17 protein-coding genes and 2 tRNA genes are annotated in these 15918 nt (G+C 39.9%); 12 read left to right on the forward strand and 7 right to left on the reverse strand.

Annotated features, from left to right (window positions below; genetic code table 11):
- The first annotated feature begins 175 nt into the window (after window positions 1-175).
- The 3 genes from GP480_RS01525 to hemC are packed head-to-tail and all read left to right on the forward strand — an operon-like array spanning window position 176 to window position 2389.
- On the forward strand, window positions 176-385 hold the full coding sequence (locus GP480_RS01525; RefSeq protein WP_336603233.1) for an NADH dehydrogenase ubiquinone Fe-S protein 4: 210 nt from the start codon (window positions 176-178) through the stop codon (window positions 383-385).
- Entirely contained in the window at window positions 382-1515 is a 1134-nt protein-coding gene (locus tag GP480_RS01530) for an FAD-dependent monooxygenase (protein ID WP_160095249.1), read from the forward strand. Before GP480_RS01525 ends, GP480_RS01530 begins: the two co-directional genes overlap by 4 nt.
- 13 nt (window positions 1516-1528) lie before the next feature.
- Window positions 1529-2389, forward strand: a complete 861-nt coding sequence (gene hemC / locus GP480_RS01535) for a hydroxymethylbilane synthase (RefSeq protein ID WP_160095251.1) — start codon at window positions 1529-1531, stop codon at window positions 2387-2389.
- A gap of 403 nt (window positions 2390-2792) precedes the next feature.
- On the opposite strand, the gene GP480_RS01540 is transcribed toward hemC, so the two are convergent.
- Window positions 2793-3728 carry a complex I NDUFA9 subunit family protein gene (locus GP480_RS01540; protein WP_160095253.1) on the reverse strand — a complete coding sequence of 312 codons (936 nt, stop codon included), beginning with the start codon at window positions 3726-3728 and terminating at the stop codon, window positions 2793-2795.
- Window positions 3729-4157: 429 nt separating this feature from the next.
- On the reverse strand, window positions 4158-5294 hold the full coding sequence (gene dprA / locus GP480_RS01545; protein ID WP_160095255.1) for a DNA-processing protein DprA: 1137 nt from the start codon (window positions 5292-5294) through the stop codon (window positions 4158-4160).
- Between the two features lie 146 nt (window positions 5295-5440).
- Here dprA and GP480_RS01550 point away from each other — a divergent pair, with 146 nt between their 5' ends.
- Window positions 5441-5857, forward strand: coding sequence for a PAS domain-containing protein (locus tag GP480_RS01550; protein WP_237111377.1), 417 nt, complete (start codon window positions 5441-5443; stop codon window positions 5855-5857).
- 167 nt (window positions 5858-6024) lie between these two features.
- Here the strand turns inward: GP480_RS01550 and GP480_RS01555 are convergent.
- Window positions 6025-6097 (reverse strand) — tRNA-Glu (locus tag GP480_RS01555).
- 449 nt (window positions 6098-6546) lie between these two features.
- On the opposite strand from GP480_RS01555, the gene def reads away from it, so the two are divergent.
- Entirely contained in the window at window positions 6547-7104 is a 558-nt protein-coding gene (gene def, locus GP480_RS01560; RefSeq protein WP_160095259.1) for a peptide deformylase, read from the forward strand.
- A 62-nt stretch (window positions 7105-7166) separates the two neighbouring features.
- Here the strand turns inward: def and GP480_RS01565 are convergent.
- Window positions 7167-7242, reverse strand: a tRNA-Val gene (locus tag GP480_RS01565).
- A 212-nt stretch (window positions 7243-7454) separates the two neighbouring features.
- Between GP480_RS01565 and hemB the strand changes: the two genes are divergently transcribed.
- A complete protein-coding gene (gene hemB / locus GP480_RS01570) occupies window positions 7455-8420 on the forward strand; it encodes a porphobilinogen synthase (RefSeq protein ID WP_160095261.1) in 966 nt (321 codons plus the stop codon).
- Between the two features lie 198 nt (window positions 8421-8618).
- Here the strand turns inward: hemB and GP480_RS01575 are convergent, their stop codons facing one another.
- The gene (locus GP480_RS01575; protein WP_160095263.1) at window positions 8619-9458 is read right to left on the reverse strand and encodes a YihY/virulence factor BrkB family protein; all 840 of its coding nucleotides are present in this window, start codon (window positions 9456-9458) and stop codon (window positions 8619-8621) included.
- A gap of 109 nt (window positions 9459-9567) precedes the next feature.
- On the opposite strand from GP480_RS01575, the gene GP480_RS01580 reads away from it, so the two are divergent.
- Genes GP480_RS01580 through GP480_RS01600 form a run of 5 tightly spaced genes read left to right on the forward strand, consistent with a single transcriptional unit; the run spans window position 9568 to window position 11842 of the window.
- Window positions 9568-10299: a F0F1 ATP synthase subunit A gene (locus GP480_RS01580; protein WP_160095265.1), complete on the forward strand. Its 732-nt coding sequence runs from the start codon at window positions 9568-9570 to the stop codon at window positions 10297-10299.
- A 22-nt stretch (window positions 10300-10321) separates the two neighbouring features.
- Window positions 10322-10549 carry a F0F1 ATP synthase subunit C gene (locus tag GP480_RS01585; protein ID WP_011451790.1) on the forward strand — a complete coding sequence of 76 codons (228 nt, stop codon included), beginning with the start codon at window positions 10322-10324 and terminating at the stop codon, window positions 10547-10549.
- Entirely contained in the window at window positions 10550-11080 is a 531-nt protein-coding gene (locus GP480_RS01590) for an ATP synthase subunit B family protein (RefSeq protein WP_160095267.1), read from the forward strand.
- Window positions 11071-11565 (forward strand): F0F1 ATP synthase subunit B family protein, encoded by a 495-nt coding sequence (locus tag GP480_RS01595; RefSeq protein WP_160095269.1) that lies wholly within the window; start codon window positions 11071-11073, stop codon window positions 11563-11565. Before GP480_RS01590 ends, GP480_RS01595 begins: the two co-directional genes overlap by 10 nt.
- Window positions 11555-11842, forward strand: coding sequence for a frataxin domain-containing protein (locus GP480_RS01600; RefSeq protein ID WP_237111378.1), 288 nt, complete (start codon window positions 11555-11557; stop codon window positions 11840-11842). The genes GP480_RS01595 and GP480_RS01600 overlap by 11 nt, the downstream gene beginning before the upstream one ends.
- Window positions 11843-11953: 111 nt before the next feature.
- Here the strand turns inward: GP480_RS01600 and ribH are convergent, their stop codons facing one another.
- Together ribH and yidC are read right to left on the reverse strand one after the other, a co-directional pair.
- Window positions 11954-12403, reverse strand: a complete 450-nt coding sequence (gene ribH, locus GP480_RS01605) for a 6,7-dimethyl-8-ribityllumazine synthase (protein ID WP_160095273.1) — start codon at window positions 12401-12403, stop codon at window positions 11954-11956.
- A gap of 193 nt (window positions 12404-12596) precedes the next feature.
- On the reverse strand, window positions 12597-14354 hold the full coding sequence (gene yidC, locus GP480_RS01610) for a membrane protein insertase YidC (RefSeq protein WP_160095275.1): 1758 nt from the start codon (window positions 14352-14354) through the stop codon (window positions 12597-12599).
- A gap of 208 nt (window positions 14355-14562) precedes the next feature.
- Between yidC and GP480_RS01615 the strand changes: the two genes are divergently transcribed.
- A complete protein-coding gene (locus GP480_RS01615) occupies window positions 14563-15822 on the forward strand; it encodes a CNNM domain-containing protein (protein WP_160095277.1) in 1260 nt (419 codons plus the stop codon).
- Window positions 15823-15918 lie beyond the last annotated feature (96 nt).

The raw sequence follows: 15918 nt of genomic DNA on the forward strand, positions 1-15918 counted from the left end.
TTTTATTTCACTGTCCACATTCGAACGCACAGGTTGGAGTTCTATTTGCTTTTATAGTATAAAATGAGTGTTGGTTTTACTGTAGTCTGAAATTTTGTCTATTACAAATAAACGAGCCGTAATATACAAACCCACCAGGGCTATTACTCAGTCTGGGTATAGTGACCAGAAGTGGGTGCTCAAGTTTTATTCTGATGAACCGAAATATGTAGAGCCATTAATGGGTTGGGTAGGTAGTCGTGATACAACCACCCAGTTGGTGCTCAAGTTTAGCAGTAGAGAAACGGCAGAGGCTTATGCTAAAAGAAATGGTATTGACTATACTGTTATTATGCCGCAACAGGTGAAAGTAAGACCAAAGTCCTACGCGGATAATTTTCAATGACTAAATTTTACGATTTTATAATTTCTGGTGCAGGTCTATCCGGAGTTTTGGCGGCGCATTTGTTGAAGAATCTTGGTTTATCTTATTATATCTTTGATAAAAGCAGCGAAGCCTGTGTTGACTTTAGAACTAGCGCTATTAGTTGTGAGTCCGTGCGTTTCTTTGAGACGCTTGGTCTATGGCAGATGATGGAGTCATTCGCTGTACCTATAAACGATATATACACTTTTCAGGAGAAAAGTGGGTCCTTTCTGCATTTTGAGGGTGACAATGCTGCTCTGGATTTCTCAATGAGTTATGTAGTACCAAATCTGGTGCTCCAGGATGTTTTATATAAAGGAATCGATATTAATTACGGTTGTACATATAAAAGTGTATGTCACTCCCATGATAGGGTGCGTGTGGATTTTCCAGATAAAGTGATTACAGGAAGGTACATGCTTGTTGCGGAAGGTAGATACTCTAATACCGCAGGACTACTGGGCTTCAAGATGATACGGTCGAGCTACAGACAGAGTTGTCTAATATGCAATTTGCGAAGCACTGGTAGAGAGCACTCCAATGTTGCGGTGGAGCTGTTCTTAGAAGGTGGTCCGTTTGCGTTGTTGCCGTTGCGCAAAGGTACTGAATTTTCTCTTATCTGGACGGTTAAGTTTCCTTTTGGTGATACACTTGCAAAAATTGATGAGAAGGAATTTCTTTCTGAGGTACGAAAAATCTCAGGTATTGAGTTCGAGAAAATTCTCACGCCGCGGATGGTTTATCCTATTGTGTTAAACTTTTGTATGAATCCACGTAAGGGGCCAGTTATGCTAATAGGCGATTCGGCACACGGGATACACCCAGTGGCCGGTCAAGGATTTAATTTGGCTATATATGATCTAAAAGATCTCCATGACGTGTTGAATAAGTATGGGCTAGACAATTTTGATGAGTTGGCTGACGCATATTTGAAAAGAAGAAAACGCAGTGCTCTTGCTATGGTTGCTTTCACTCATTTTCTTGTTAAATCTTTTTCTTGTGCTTCGCCTTCGTTACGTGCTGCTAGAAGCTTTGTATTGGATGTAATAGAATCGAGTACTCGGTTGAAACGTTTTTTCATGGAGCGTGCTGCCGGAAAAGGTCTGTAGTAATCGAGGGGATATGTTGTCTCTAAGAGTTGGGACGCGTTGTTCGCCATTGGCACTGGCTCAGGCACGTCTTGTCGAGAGAGCGCTTGCACCCTATTGTGCGAAAATCGATTTGGTTGGAGTGAGAACCTCTGGTGATATTGTCAGTGACGTTCCTTTAACTGAAGTGGGTGGTAAAGCTCTTTTTCTTAAGGAGCTGGAAGAAAGACTTCTCACAGGGGAAATAGACATAGCAGTCCATTCGATGAAAGATGTACCCGCGTTTTATCACGGTGATCTTGAAGTTGTTCCTGTACTAAAGAGGGCTATTCCTAACGACGTTTTTATCTCTTTCCGATACCCGAATATGTTATCTCTGCCGAATGGTGCAGTGATTGGAACTTGTGCTCCACGTAGGGTGATACAGCTAAATCAAAGATTTCGAGTTGTTCCTTTGAGGGGTAATATTGCTACCAGAATAGAAAAAGCTAAAAACTTAGACGGAATAATCCTTGCCTTCTGTGGTTTGGAAAGACTCGGTCTGCATAGCATGATTTCAGAGGTTATAGATCCAAGTGTTATGATCCCAGGTGTAGCTCAGGGTGCGCTTTGTGTTGAGTTTAGGAAAAAAGATCGTTTCCTTAGAGAATTGATTCTGAAAATTGCTGATAGAGAAACTATGATTTGTACCGCAGCTGAGCGGGCTTTTCTGGAAGAGATCAATGGTGATTGCAAAACTGCTTTAGGTGCACTCGCTGTAGTGAAAACCAATACTTTACATTTCACAGGGATGCTTGGTAGAGATAGAATACCGCGTTATTTTAGGACTTCTGGACCTTGTTTGCATGCGAGACAAATTGGTAGAAGCGCTGCTCTAGCGCTTTTGCGCATGTAAAATATTATCTTCGTATTTGTTTAGAGCTCATTCTTGCGAGTGTTGTCATTCTTATTGTTCTGAGTGATTTTCCGGGAGAATGTGTTTGTTTGTAAGAGCTATTCCTATTCGTCAAGTGATGCCAAGTGTTAATGCATGGAATAGATTTTTATACTACTTTGCGTGCAAATTTTGTTAAAAAATTATCAGATTTTGTAATTTTTGGAACGTTTTCGGTTATTTTTGTTGGTTGTTTTGTTAGAGCGCAGTCAATAACGGATGTTCATTTCGCAATCCTCTAAATAGCGAAGCAATTTTTTTAAACTCAATAAAAAATTTACTCTTGTAAATGAGAACTTATTGAACAAGCTACATGTATTTCAGAGTGAAAAGGTAACAAGCTCAATTTTCAAAAGAGAAGTATTTAAATTGTCTTGATATAGGAGCAAAGTTTCTCTTCGAGGCTAGTTATAGGAACATCAAACTCCTGTAAAGCGTTTTCATCTGAGACACTGCCGTACTTCAGCATCTTAACTTGCTCGCGTGTTATAATCGGTGCGGTTCTACCTGAGATAAACTTATTTATAGGTTTTAGTAAAAAGCATTCAAGAACTGCAGCTTCGCAGAGCGCCATCCAATAAGGAATTGGTACACATATCACAGTTATGCCAAGAAGCTTGCTAACCAGTGAGCAAATCTCCTTTAGTGTATATCTTTTTGGTCCGACTACTCGATAGGTCGCACCTTCTAATGTTTCGTTCTGCAATATTTTGGCGACAAGGAGGGCCAGGTCGCCAACATAGACTGGTTGTATTGATGCAGTTTTGCAGGCAGGTAGAAGCAAAATACGCAATTTTCTGCTCAGTTTAACGAAGAGATTTATGAAGCTGTCTTCCTCTCCGAAAACAACTCCTGGTCTAATTATTATGCTTTCTGGGAAAGCTGATCTTACCGCTTCTTCCCCATTGATCTTGCTTTTACCATACTCGGTTGCACCCTTACAACCTAGTAGTGCAGAAAAATGAATAAAACGCCGTACGCCACGTTCCGCAGCTATCTGCGCAACCCTCGCGCATGCTAAATGATTAATCGTATCAAAAGAAGTGCTTGGTGTTTCTTTTAGAATACCAACCATGTTTATCACGATCTCAGAATTTCCGATGCCTCTAATGATATCAGCGGTACACCTTATATCACCATATATCACTGAGATCTGGCCTAGATTTCCAGAGAGCTTCAGTTTTTTCTCGCACGAAAAGGAGCGGGAAACAACGGTAACCTGGTAGCCGGACTTTACCAATTCTCTTACTACATAGGAACCGATAAATCCACTGCCACCAAAAACAGTGATCTTTTTCATAACCAAACCAACCAAGGCCCAAACCACCGTTTTCGATATCTAGAAACTTGAGACCCGTTTGTACAGGTGGAGACAGCATTCATCCAAACTACGCCGAGTACGGACGTTTTAGCCTCCTTCAAGTTCTTCTGTAGCTCAAAGTTTTGATACCTTCTACGCATGGCCCAGGCCAAGGCTAGTTTTTCACAGGATAAGAGGAAAAGCAATACATGCATTTATCTCCAATTTTGGTGTTTTCCCTTTGTTAATTTAATCGATTCTACGCTTTACTCTGATTTGGAGTACGTACTTTGATAGTAAAAAAGCAGTCATATATTTCTGAGATTTCACTTTGGAATCAGCTTTCTATACAAATATGCACTCTGCTAAGTCACCGAGATTAATACGTATAATTAAAAGAGTCTATTGAGAGCCCTTTTACTAAGTAAGTTAAATAAACTGATCATAAAGTAAGGAAACTTCATTTCCTATTGTTCTTGTTATTTTTCCCTCTATTTCGAGTTCGACTATTGCCAACAGGAGAGTCTTTTCCGGGATTTTAAGCTCATATGCTAACTGATTTATCGGTACAGATGTACTATCAATTTTTTTGAGGATCTGAGCTTTTATATGGTTCATTTTGTCAGAGTCATAATTGAGTATGGAGAAGGGTATAAACTCTTTGTCTTCGACATCCAAAAGGGTCTTATAAGCAAAATCGTTACGTTTTTTCTTGTTAAGGCTTTGTATCACATCGAGGGCATTTTCGATCAGCATGGCACCCTGTTTTAGGAGTCTGTTACTTCCCGAAAATCTTTTGTCGTATGGTGCTCCAGGTGAGGCAAAAAGATACTTGCCTTGTGCCAATGCGTACTGGGCAGTAAGTAGAGAGCCAGAGTTCTCTGAGGCTTCGATAATGATAACGCACTCGGAAAGACCAGAAATTATTCTGTTCCTGCGTGCAAAATGAACAGATTGTCCTCTCTTACCGAAAGGAACTTCCGTAGCCACTAAGCCACCTCTTTCGATTATTTTTTCTTGTAACCTTTGATTTTCGGCAGGATAATACTGATCTATACCAGTTCCTATTATGGCGATGGTTGGTAGTGTGCTATCAGTGATTTTTAACGCTGCTGTGTCTACTCCTGTAGCCAAGCCTGAAATGATTGTATATCCTTCTTCCGCTAGTTCACGCGCAAGTGAGTAAGCAAAGTTGCAGCTATTAATTGTGGCATTCCTTGAACCTACTATTGCTATGGAAGGGGTGTTAAGTAGTTCTATATTTCCTTTTACTGTAAGTACTGGGGGCGGGTCCCTGATGACTCTTAGGGTCTTACTGTATTTGTTTTCGCAGGAGGAAAGAATACTGGCATTAAATTTTTCGGTTAGCTCAAGTTCTTTGAGTGCATCGGCCTTAGAAAGAGATCTTATCTTTTTCGTGCCTTTTTGAATAGCGGCAAGTTGTTCTAGAGCGTTTTCCGCCGTTCCATATAGCTGAATTAATGAGTGAAAAGTCACTTCTCCAACTGTTCTGGATAATTGTAGCCAGAACAGCAGTTCACTTTTAGATAAATTCTTAATTATCATAAGATATTTCTATTACATCGCGCCTGTGATGTAAACCGTGGATGTAATTTTGGTAGTTAGGCTCTTTTTAATTGCTATAGACTAAAACTAATATCTACCTGGGGGTAATATTGAATATGGAGCAGAATTTTGTAGAAAGGCGTATAATGGGTCAGTTGTGCGAGTATTGGAAAGGTATCCAAGGTGGAAATAAAGTTCCAAAGAAAGCTGATATAGATGTTGATGAGATAGCTCACATAATGCCTTATTGTGTGATTGTCGATGCAAATCAGGAGGATGGAAGAATTAAGTACACCCCCAGTTACGTTGGATTCAAAGTGAAACAGTTTGAAGAGAGTGGTATCTTTCATGAGACGTTTATCCAGTTTGTTTCTCCGAGCACGGATACTTTCCAGGAGTACATAGACGAAGTCTTTCAGACTAAGGAACCTCTTACGGATTCTGGTGAAGTCGTTAATGGTAATCAGGAAGAAGTCAGGTTTAGGCAGTGTGTTCTTCCTTTAAGTGAAGATGGAAAAGACGTGATTTCCGTGATTTGTGCCATAAACTGTAAAGTATACTAGGTAATGAGAGGGTGACACTCTTTCGTCGAAGGGCCATGTGATAATAGCTATCAAGGCCATCTATTTGAACACTCTCATGTGTAGTTCCGGGTGTACAAAGCAACAGACCTGCGCTGCGATGGGTTTCATGGATACAAAGACACCCATCTCAATCAAAAACACGAAAATGACTCCTACGGGAATCGAACCCGTGTTTCCACCGTGAAAGGGTGATGTCCTAGACCGCTAGACGAAGGAGCCTGAAAATGAAAGACACATGCTAGAGCTTAAGCTAGCGAATTTTTATTGTCAACGGCATTGGCAGAGGGTACTTGCTATTAGATAACGCTTCTTTTTATTACTCTGGTTTGTCAACGTATGAAAGTTAGGAGATGACGTTTAATATGTATGATGTTTCTTTGTTGTATTTTTGAAATCTGCATCTCTGGAAGGGCCTATCAAACGCACTGTTCATTATGAGTGGAAAGAGTGGCGGTTATTGAGCTCTTTCTTGGTTGTTTTTGCGTACTACTGGAGTTTTTTTCAGAAGTCGTATTATCTAACTGTGTGCATATATACTTGTTTAATAACATTGCCTTTCTTCTTTTTAGGGAATTTTAATACCATTAAAAGCATATATAAAAGGATAGCTTGTGAAAGAGCGTTTGCTCTGCTAGATCTAAGGCTTATTGTTTTCACTCTTTTTGCAAATGGCGTTACTTAAGTTGGTCATAGAACCTGACCCGATATTGCATGAAGTTTCAGAAACCGTGATTGGTGTATCAGATGAAAAGAGAGAGTTTCTTGGTGATATGCTAGAGACAATGTACCACTATGGTGGTATGGGATTAGCTGCAGTTCAAGTTGGTGTACTTGAGAGAATGATTGTTGTGGATGTTCCACGAGACAAAGAATGGAATTCAAGTCCTCTTAATCATGTAGGATATGAAAGCTCAGGAGGTCCACACTATTTTGTTAACCCCGAAATCATAGAGTTCTCACAAAACTTGGTTTTTGCTGATGAAGGGTGTCTTTCGCTTCCAGAACAGGATTATGAGGTAATGCGCCCGGATACAATAGTAGTTAAATATCTGGACTACAATGGACAAGAGTGCTTACTTAAGGCAAATGGCTGGCTGGCGCGCTGTATACAACATGAGGTGGATCACCTGAATGGAAAATTATATGTGTCGCACCTGTCGAAGCTAAAACGTGATCTTGCAACGAAAAAGGCAGCTAAAATAAAGAAGCGGAACTCCGCATCGTAGGCAAAACCACACCCAGGATTTGCTAGAGCAAAACCAAAAGAGCAACAGAGGAGAAAAGAAAATGGTGGGTAGTAACGGGCTCGAACCGCTGACCTCCTCGGTGTAAACGAGATGCTCTACCAACTGAGCTAACCACCCAACGGTCTACATTGTATATTTTTTCTTGAGTAGATGTAAAGAAGCTGCGATCCTACCTTTAAAAAATTGTATTTGATATTTAGTGGTAGTCACTTGTGTAATCAATCAGTTATAAGAAGTATTGTATTTACTGAGTCGTACAATACGCGAACTAATTTGAGCATCATTGCGTATGGTGGTAGTATTCCACTTGTAAATCCAAGGTATCAAGGATGCAATCTGGCTCTTTTGTCCGTCTTAGAAGGACTCGTGGAAATAAAATTATCCGAGACTTAGTTGCTGAAACTGCACTTTCCGCTTCGCAGCTTATATTACCACTCTTTGTTGTAAATGGTTCAAACATTGAGTTGCAAGTGGATGAGATGCCGAGTGTGTGTGCATATTCTATCGATGTATTGAAAAAAGTAGTAGAGAGCGCAATAACAGTTGGTGTCAGGAGTATCATGCTTTTTCCTCGGGATCCCGGTAAGAGAAGTTCTGAAGCAGAAGAAGCTTATAATCCAGAAAATTTGATCTGTCGCGCGGTTAGAGAACTCAAAAGAGATTTTGGAGGTGATCTTGTTGTAATTACTGATGTCGCAGCCGACCCGTATACGATTGATGGCCACGATGGGTTTTACAGAGACGGAAAAATTCTTAATGACGAAACATTAGAGCTCTTGATAAAGCAAGCCTTAGTTCAGGCTGCAGCTGGAAGCGATATGCTTGCTCCGTCGGATATGATGGACGGAAGAATTTTTGCAATCAGAAATGCTCTCGATCTCGCTGAATTTGGTGAAGTACCAATTATATCGTACTCTGCTAAATATGCTTCAAATTTCTACGCGCCTTTCCGAGACGCATTAGGTTCTACGAATATCATGTTGGACAAGCGATCCTATCAAATGGACTATAGGAATGCAAAAGAAGCCATGCGAGAAATAGAAGTCGATGTTAATGAGGGTGCTGACATCGTTATGATCAAGCCGGCTAATTTCTACCTTGACATAATAAGGATGGCAGTGGATCGGTTTTGTGTGCCTATTTTTGCATATCAGGTTAGTGGTGAATACAAAATGCTAGTTCAATATGGAGGACCTGAAGTGTTGTTGGAGTCGCTAATTGCAATGAGAAGGGCAGGTGCAACTGGGATAGTTACATATGCTGCTGTTGAGGTTGCAAAATATCTAGCATCGTAGCTATTCTTTCGGTCTGTTTCATTATTTTGCTAATCAAAGTGTGAATCGAGCCGGTGACACGATAGGTAAGAGCCTTCTTCTTGAGTCGTCTCTTACTTCACGTTGGTGCGGTCTTTGTAAGTAAAACCAAACTATCAGCAAGAAAATTATGTTGATATGTAACGGACAGGAATTCTCCAATTGAGAATAAAGATTTTCCTATTTCTGACTAATTCGTTTATTCAAAGCATTGATCTCTGCTCCATATATGAAACACAGATTGAGCAAGTAAAAATACAACATAACTACGATTATTCCTGCAATACTTCCATAAATTATGTTCATCTGTGCAAAAGAATGTAAGTAGAACGAAAACGCAATTGAGGTAAGAATCCACAGTGACACGACCATTATACTTCCAGGAATAACATCGCAAAATCCTTGCTTCTCTTTTGGGAAAAAAATATACAAAGCCGATACAAAACAAAAGACGCAGCAGGTCGTGATGGCGCTATATGGTAGCCAATTTGGTCTCTTAAGTGCGTGAAGGAAAGACACATTCTTTGTGAAGAGCGGATATATCGTCGGAAAAAGAAGAAAAGCAAGTATGATAACGGAAATTAAGAGAAATTGTATGACGCTGACAAAACGCCTGAGTATGTACTCTGAAACTAGAGCTTCAGTTCCGAAGTTGTATGCTTTGTTTACTGCTGCCTTTAGCCCTTCTACAATAGACGAAGCTGTCCATACTGCGCCGAGGATGGTAAGTGTGAGGAGGCCATGTGTAGGACCCTCAAGAATCTCCTTGATGTATGGCATTATACCTTCGATGATGTTTTCTGGCACGTTCTCTATGAAAAACGACAGCAGTTTTCTCGTTATTTCATACGAAGAAGCTCCTATTATGTTTGCTATTTGACCTGCGACAGCGGTGAAGAAAAATAAAAATGGAAAGATCGACAGAAGCAGTAAGAAAGATAGGTATCCGGCATACTCCGAGCCGCCATGATACAGCATGTTGTACAATGAGATTTTTAATACCGCGAAAATTCGCTTCATTTTTTACGAGCTTTGTAATTTCACAAGCGACAAGTATCAATACTAGCCATATTATTTGACATTTCTATAATTGTGAAAGAATATCCGATTGTAAGAGCTACCTCGTTATATGAGTCCTTTAAAACAGTTTGAGGTTTTTCCATTAATTCGACTCCCAGAATTTTTCGGTTGGGACGTCAGTTTCACTAACTCCTCATTATACATGGTACTTACAGTTGTATTTGCCTCTCTCTTTCTTTTTGCTGGTGTTTTCAGAGGTAAGGTGATACCAGGACCAATGCAGTCTTTTGTTGAGGTAGTGTGTAATTTTGTGTTGGGAATCATTAAGGGTAATTGTGGAAAGGCCGGTTCGGACTATTTCCCTTTGATTCTGTCAGTGTTCTTGTATGTCCTGTTTGCAAACCTTGTTGGAATGTTACCGCTTCCTATGAGCTTCACGGTCACAAGTCATATAGTTGTGACACTTGCACTTGCAATGGTCGTCTTCATTTTTGTGACCCTCATTGGATTAAAAAAGCAAGGCATGGGTTTCTTTGCCATGTTTCTTCCTGATGGAACTCCTAATTGGATAGCTCCACTGATGATATTTCTTGAGGTGTCTACCTATCTCTTTAGGCCAATTAGTCTTGCCATCCGACTGACTGCAAATATGATTGCCGGTCATACAATACTTAAGGTCATTGCTGGATTTGTATATCCGGTCTCTGTTTTGATAAGCCCTTTATCTTTTTTGTTTGTGGTGGTACTAATAGTGTTTGAGGTGTTCATAGCCATGTTGCAGGCTTATATTTTTGTCATGTTGACCTGTGTCTATTTGAATGACTCACTAGTGAAACACTAACGTGGTTATTTTGTAACGGTATATGGAGTTAGAAGGTCTGAAATTTTTGGGAATTGGTCTCTCTGTCGTTGGTATGTTAGGAGCTGCTATTGGCGTGAGTAATATATTCTCCATGATGCTTAATGGTATTGCTAGAAACCCTGAGTCCGAAGAAAAATTGAAGAAGTACGTCTATGCAGGTGCTGCTTTGACGGAAGCAATGGGGCTTTTCTCATTCGTTTTAGCATTGCTACTGATTTTTGTTGCGTAGATGCCTCAGTTTGATATATCTACCTATTTTGGGCAGGTATTTTGGTTTTCTATTTCCTTTCTGTTTTTATACTGCTTTGTCAGTTTTGTCTTTGTTCCTAAGTTCAATGCTTTGCTAAATGTGCGAGCGTCTGTGTTGAAAGAGAATCGCAAGCTAATAGCTAGAATGAAAGAGGACCTAGAGCGTTTAGAAAGCGTGTGGAATGCTGCTCTCTCAGATGCCCGCTTTGCTGCTGAAAATATCCTTCGTGATGCAGTTATCTCTGTTGAAGAGTTAAGAGGTGGTGTTGCCGAGCGCTTAGCTGTTTTAAATAGTGAGTTAAAAAAGGAAAATGAGGTCCTAATTGACGCTTTTTTTGCTCAGAAGTTGCATGAGCTTGAAGAATTGTTTGTAAAGTTAGTGGAAGACTATTACGTGGTAATCTATACTCCGTTTGTGGTTGGTTCTGGTGATGTTCATGTGGGATCTGTGCGTAAAAAAGCGCTAGAGGATTTTGCCTGTCTTTATGAGAGATTAAGGGGATGTCGGTAGAAAGTGTAGTCATAGGTTTCGCGTTTTTTACTGCGTTTGGTGTACTTGCTAAACCTGTTGTTGGCGCATTTATGCGCTCCCTTGAAGGTCATTCGGGTAAAATAGAGGATGAGATATCCTCGGTTGAAGAAGAGCTTTTGAGAACCAAAAGTTTGCTTGCGACCGCGATGAAGCGTAATTCATACCTTAATAATGAAGTAGAACGAATTATCGCTGATGCGAAAGCCCGTGCCGCAAAGGTATATGAAGAGGGTAAATGCAAAGCAGAAGAGGATTTGTCAGTTGCAGTTGATAGGGTACGCGCTCGTATTAAGAGAGATAACCAAGATCTCATGATGAAGGTAAAGCTCTCAGTATTGGATGGGGTGTTCGAATGTTTGGCTGGCTTTGGCGGAAAATCGCTTGAGAAAGCAGAGCATGAGGCATTGGTGTTATACATGGTTGAGAAGCTTTCCATGGATATTTCTTCTTGCAATGAACAATGAGGTTTCTTTTTCAAAGATTTCCGTACTTGTCTTGGATAGAATAGTAGAACTTGCCGGACAGTCTCCTCTCTGCGATGAATATGATTGCAACGAGGGAGTAGTTGAGTTGTTTCTTCGTCAGGGTGCGTTGTTGATTATTGAGAAAGCGGATCTTGGTGAGATATGGGTTTCTGGCTTATCTATAGGTGCTGAGCGTTTTTATTTAGACAGTGGGTGCTTTGTCAATAAAAGTGGCGAAGAGATAGTTAGCTGGATTGAGAAACTTCTTCAACTTTAGCGGTTCTGATATCTCTATGATTGCTGTTCTCTTGCAAGTCAGTACATCCTGAATTTTTAGCAAGGGATCCCGGCGAACGTATTGAGAGAATAAATCTAGTTCCTGCAATACTTATAGATCTTTATCTTCGAAGAAATCTTCTTCCAACAGTGTTGAGCTTCTTTCTTTTAACTTGATCATTGCCATGCAGGCATTTACAGCGGCAGTTCCATAAGAAACAGATCGCTCATTTGCTTGCTCCATGTTATTTGCCGTTATAACGCCAAAGCCTATGGCAAGGTTATTCTTGATTGCGACATCCATAATCCCGTGACAGACTGTGGATGAAACATAATCGAAATGTGGGGTAGCAGATTTAACGATGCATCCTAAGAGGACATAACCAGCAAAATCTTTAGAATGCAAAATATTAAGTGCAGTGGGCAACTCGAATGCGCCTGGTACGTAAACTGATTTACAAGCTATTTCTTGCTGTTTAAGGTGTTTTACCGCTGTTTGACATAACACCTTGCAGATGTCAGGGTTGACCTTGCTGCAAATTATTAAGATCTTTTTTTGCATTGTACAGTTAGTGATAAATCAAAAGACCGCGCGATTCTAGCATTGGCCAGCCAAAAATGAAAGCAAAGCAGATTCTGATATAGAGCCACAAGGCCAAAGATTAGAGATACCATGAGAAAAGTGATTTCATGACAAAAATGTGGTAAGAACCACATGTGTATTATGGAATCGTTTCCCTAACGTTAAACTTGCCTCAAGGAATGCTCTCTCGGGTTTCCGCTACAGCATTCAATTTTTTAGTAATTAGATATCTACCTATCATAAACTGTTGTATTAGCGAGAGAATATTGTTGAACACCCAGTAAAGCACTAAACCTGAAGGAAAGCTTGCAAATAATATCATAAAAACATATGGCATAGCCTTAATCATAAAAGCCTGTGTACCGTCCTCATAGTGTGAAGGGCTGAGCTTCTGTTGAATGACCATAGTTAATCCAAGTATTATAGGTAGTATTCCTATTGAGAGAAGATCCGGACAGTTCCAATTAATCAAGCCAAATAGAGTAAACAGGTTTGTAGGATCTGGCAGCGAGAGATCAGTAATCCATAGAAAAAACGGTGCCTGTCGCATTTCTATAGTTATAAAAATTACCTTGTAGAGCGCAAAAAACACTGGAACTTGCAACAGAGTTGGTAAACAGCCGGACATCGGTGTGACTCTGTGCTTTCTAAACAGCTCGACACTTGCTTTGTTTAGGGCATCCTTATCATTTTGGTATATTGATTTAATCTTCAAGATTTCAGGTTGCAACTCCTTGATTTTAAACATCGAGATGCCAGATTTAATTGATAATGGCAACATTAGCACCCTAATGAACAAGGTTAACAGTATGATTGCAACACCGAAATTCCCAACAAGTTGATAAAAAATCTGTAGTAATTTTGAAATGGGTTTTGTTATAAAATACAAAACACCAAAGTCTACAGCTCTATCAAAGAGGTAAATTCTCATATTTTGTGCATACTGTTCCAATAGGGATAGCTTTTTTGGCCCAGCGAAGAGCATAGTTTCCTTTGTAATAGAACCACCGCCACGCACTATTTTTTGTGTGTCAAAATTCGTAATGCGGAAGATGTCATCACTTTTGTCTTCGACGTGGCTGACGTAGACTTTTCCGTCCGATGAATTTTCGAAAATCTGAGATACAAACCAATACTTATCTGAAAAGCCAAACCATCCGCGTCGGTTCTGGGTTTCCTCATCGAGTGCTATACTCTTGTTCTTTTTTGTTATTTTTGAGTATTTGAGTTCTATTAGCCGATCTTTTATTACTCCTACAGGTCCTTCGTGCATTATAAGCATGCTCTTATTTGTTTCAGGAAGCCTCTTGGTAATTGTGAAATGTGAGCCAACACTGAGATCATTTTGTGACTTGTTCTCAACGATTTGCTTGAACGTAAACATATAGTTATCGTCGAGACTCATGACTACTTTAAAAAGCAGACCGGACTCGTTGTCCCAAGAAAAAGTGACCGGATTGTTAGGAGTCAAAATTTCAGAATCAGCCTTCCATTTTGTTTTGGAAGAGGGAATCTTAAGGCCAGAATCACCGGGTATTGTCCAGCCTGGATTAACGAAATATGTACCTTTTGTTTTGTTCGGATAAAGGAGTCGATACTGATTTTTTAAGTCATCAGATTCATAATCTTTTAGGACTAGATCATCGAGAGCAAGACCAGTTAATTGAATACTTCCCTCGAGCTTATTACTGCTAATTCTGATTCGTTCTGTATTCAAGGTGCTTTCTAAAGACTCATACACTTTAACACTTTCTCTTTCTTGGACTTCATGCAAACTTTCCCTTTGTGTGGGATTATAGAATACTAGGTTCCATCCGATGATTACGAGAAACGACAATAGAGTTGCTATGAAAACATTGTATGTTTGCTGCATTAAGGATGTTGATGAATGATGTTCAAGTAGTGATAATAACACAAAAACACTCGACATCTAGAAACTTTCTCGCTATATAATAAATGAGACTGTCCCTGAGAGGGTAGACTGAAGAAAATAAGCCTGCTTGTGTCCGTAGCTACTTCTATTAAGACTTCCGTTGGTATGAATATTCAAATTGGGGTTTTTGTTTGTGTGAGCGTATCCATGCTTTCTTTCTTCACTCTTGCTCTTTGAACTGTTCTATGCGCGGTGTTAGTTCTTGATGTCTGGTTTATTGCTTGCATTGCTTGCTGCACTGCTCTTCTTAGCTCTTCTTTTGTCCTGTGTATTTTCGGGTGGTGAGACCGCTATAACAGTGGTGAACCCAGCTAAGTTGATTCAACTTAGGGGTAAAAATGATAGAAGAGTTGCGCTATTGCTTGATCTACACAACGATAGGGAACGTGTCATCAGTACGATATTGTTATGTAACAATGTCGTAAACATACTAGCTTCATCCATATCAGCTTTGCTCGTGATCAATTTCTTTGGGAGCATTGGTATCTTAGTTTCCACTTTTGTCATGAGCATAATAATAGTGATTCTTGGTGAGATATTTCCAAAGACTTATGCAATTAACCACCCTGAAGCACTTGGAATGTATCTTGCCCCTTTCATGGTCATTCTGGTTAAGCTCTTTGGATCACTTGTAAAGTACGTGAACTTAGTAGTAGGTGTTTTAGTGAAGTGGTTTGCTCCATCGAGTGACTCAACTAAGGTTTTTTCTCCGTATGATGCTATTCGTGGTTTGATAATGTTGCACAAAAAATCGTATGTGCAGCAGAATACGCAAAAAAATTTGGAGGTCATTAATAACATGCTGGATCTTACAGAACTGCATGTTGATAAAATTATGACGCACCGTAGAGATGTCTACTCTTTGAACATAAATCTTCCAAAAGATGAGCTCATCCAGTCGGTACTGGGAACGACATATAGGTGGATACCTTTGTGGGAGGAAAGAGATGATAATTTTGTCAAAGTTCTTAATGCCGCCCAACTCAGGATTGCTTGTGCAAATGATCGGGAAATTAAGATAGAAGACTATTTGACTGGCCCTTCTTTCATTCCGGAAACAACCCTTGTAAGCGTTCAATTGCACAATTTTAAGGTGGACAAAGCAGATTTTTCGATTGTCATTGATGAATATGGCAACGCAATAGGAATAGTGACTTTCTTTGATATTATTGAGGAGATCATTGGCGAGGCGATTTATACCCATAATTATAAAGACATAAAAGACAGTGGAGATGGCGGATACATAATAAACGGAAGGATCCCAATAAGGGATCTTAATAAAAAGATGGGTTTCAATTTTCCAACAGACCACAACCGCACGTTTGCGGGAATGATAATTGATGAGATAGAACGCATTCCGAATGAGGGTGAGCTGTTTGAAATGTTTGGTTGCACGCTTGAAATTCTCAAAACGAGGAATAATAAACTCATTTCTGTGAAAGTGAGAAGAGTAAAAGACGTTTGAGAAAGTATGAGTGATGAAGGTTCGCACGTAAGTGTGAAATAAAAGTTTTGTAGTATCGATCTGTCCATTCTGTTGTCTTGATGATGTGTGAAAATA

Origin of the sequence: Neorickettsia findlayensis (assembly GCF_009856525.1) — a bacterium.
Taxonomy (GTDB): domain Bacteria; phylum Pseudomonadota; class Alphaproteobacteria; order Rickettsiales; family Anaplasmataceae; genus Neorickettsia; species Neorickettsia findlayensis.

What these genes read in the sequence shown, in the direction of transcription:
- GP480_RS01530 (WP_160095249.1), top strand. Translation starts at nt 382, where the DNA reads ATGACTAAATTTTACGATTTTATAATTTCTGGTGCAGGTCTATCCGGA.
- hemC (WP_160095251.1), top strand. Translation starts at nt 1,529, where the DNA reads ATGTTGTCTCTAAGAGTTGGGACGCGTTGTTCGCCATTGGCACTGGCT.
- GP480_RS01540 (WP_160095253.1), bottom strand. Translation starts at nt 3,728, where the DNA reads ATGAAAAAGATCACTGTTTTTGGTGGCAGTGGATTTATCGGTTCCTAT.
- dprA (WP_160095255.1), bottom strand. Translation starts at nt 5,294, where the DNA reads ATGATAATTAAGAATTTATCTAAAAGTGAACTGCTGTTCTGGCTACAA.
- GP480_RS01550 (WP_237111377.1), top strand. Translation starts at nt 5,441, where the DNA reads ATGGGTCAGTTGTGCGAGTATTGGAAAGGTATCCAAGGTGGAAATAAA.
- def (WP_160095259.1), top strand. Translation starts at nt 6,547, where the DNA reads ATGGCGTTACTTAAGTTGGTCATAGAACCTGACCCGATATTGCATGAA.
- hemB (WP_160095261.1), top strand. Translation starts at nt 7,455, where the DNA reads ATGCAATCTGGCTCTTTTGTCCGTCTTAGAAGGACTCGTGGAAATAAA.
- GP480_RS01575 (WP_160095263.1), bottom strand. Translation starts at nt 9,458, where the DNA reads ATGAAGCGAATTTTCGCGGTATTAAAAATCTCATTGTACAACATGCTG.
- GP480_RS01580 (WP_160095265.1), top strand. Translation starts at nt 9,568, where the DNA reads ATGAGTCCTTTAAAACAGTTTGAGGTTTTTCCATTAATTCGACTCCCA.
- GP480_RS01585 (WP_011451790.1), top strand. Translation starts at nt 10,322, where the DNA reads ATGGAGTTAGAAGGTCTGAAATTTTTGGGAATTGGTCTCTCTGTCGTT.
- GP480_RS01590 (WP_160095267.1), top strand. Translation starts at nt 10,550, where the DNA reads ATGCCTCAGTTTGATATATCTACCTATTTTGGGCAGGTATTTTGGTTT.
- GP480_RS01595 (WP_160095269.1), top strand. Translation starts at nt 11,071, where the DNA reads ATGTCGGTAGAAAGTGTAGTCATAGGTTTCGCGTTTTTTACTGCGTTT.
- GP480_RS01600 (WP_237111378.1), top strand. Translation starts at nt 11,555, where the DNA reads ATGAACAATGAGGTTTCTTTTTCAAAGATTTCCGTACTTGTCTTGGAT.
- ribH (WP_160095273.1), bottom strand. Translation starts at nt 12,403, where the DNA reads ATGCAAAAAAAGATCTTAATAATTTGCAGCAAGGTCAACCCTGACATC.
- yidC (WP_160095275.1), bottom strand. Translation starts at nt 14,354, where the DNA reads ATGTCGAGTGTTTTTGTGTTATTATCACTACTTGAACATCATTCATCA.
- GP480_RS01615 (WP_160095277.1), top strand. Translation starts at nt 14,563, where the DNA reads ATGTCTGGTTTATTGCTTGCATTGCTTGCTGCACTGCTCTTCTTAGCT.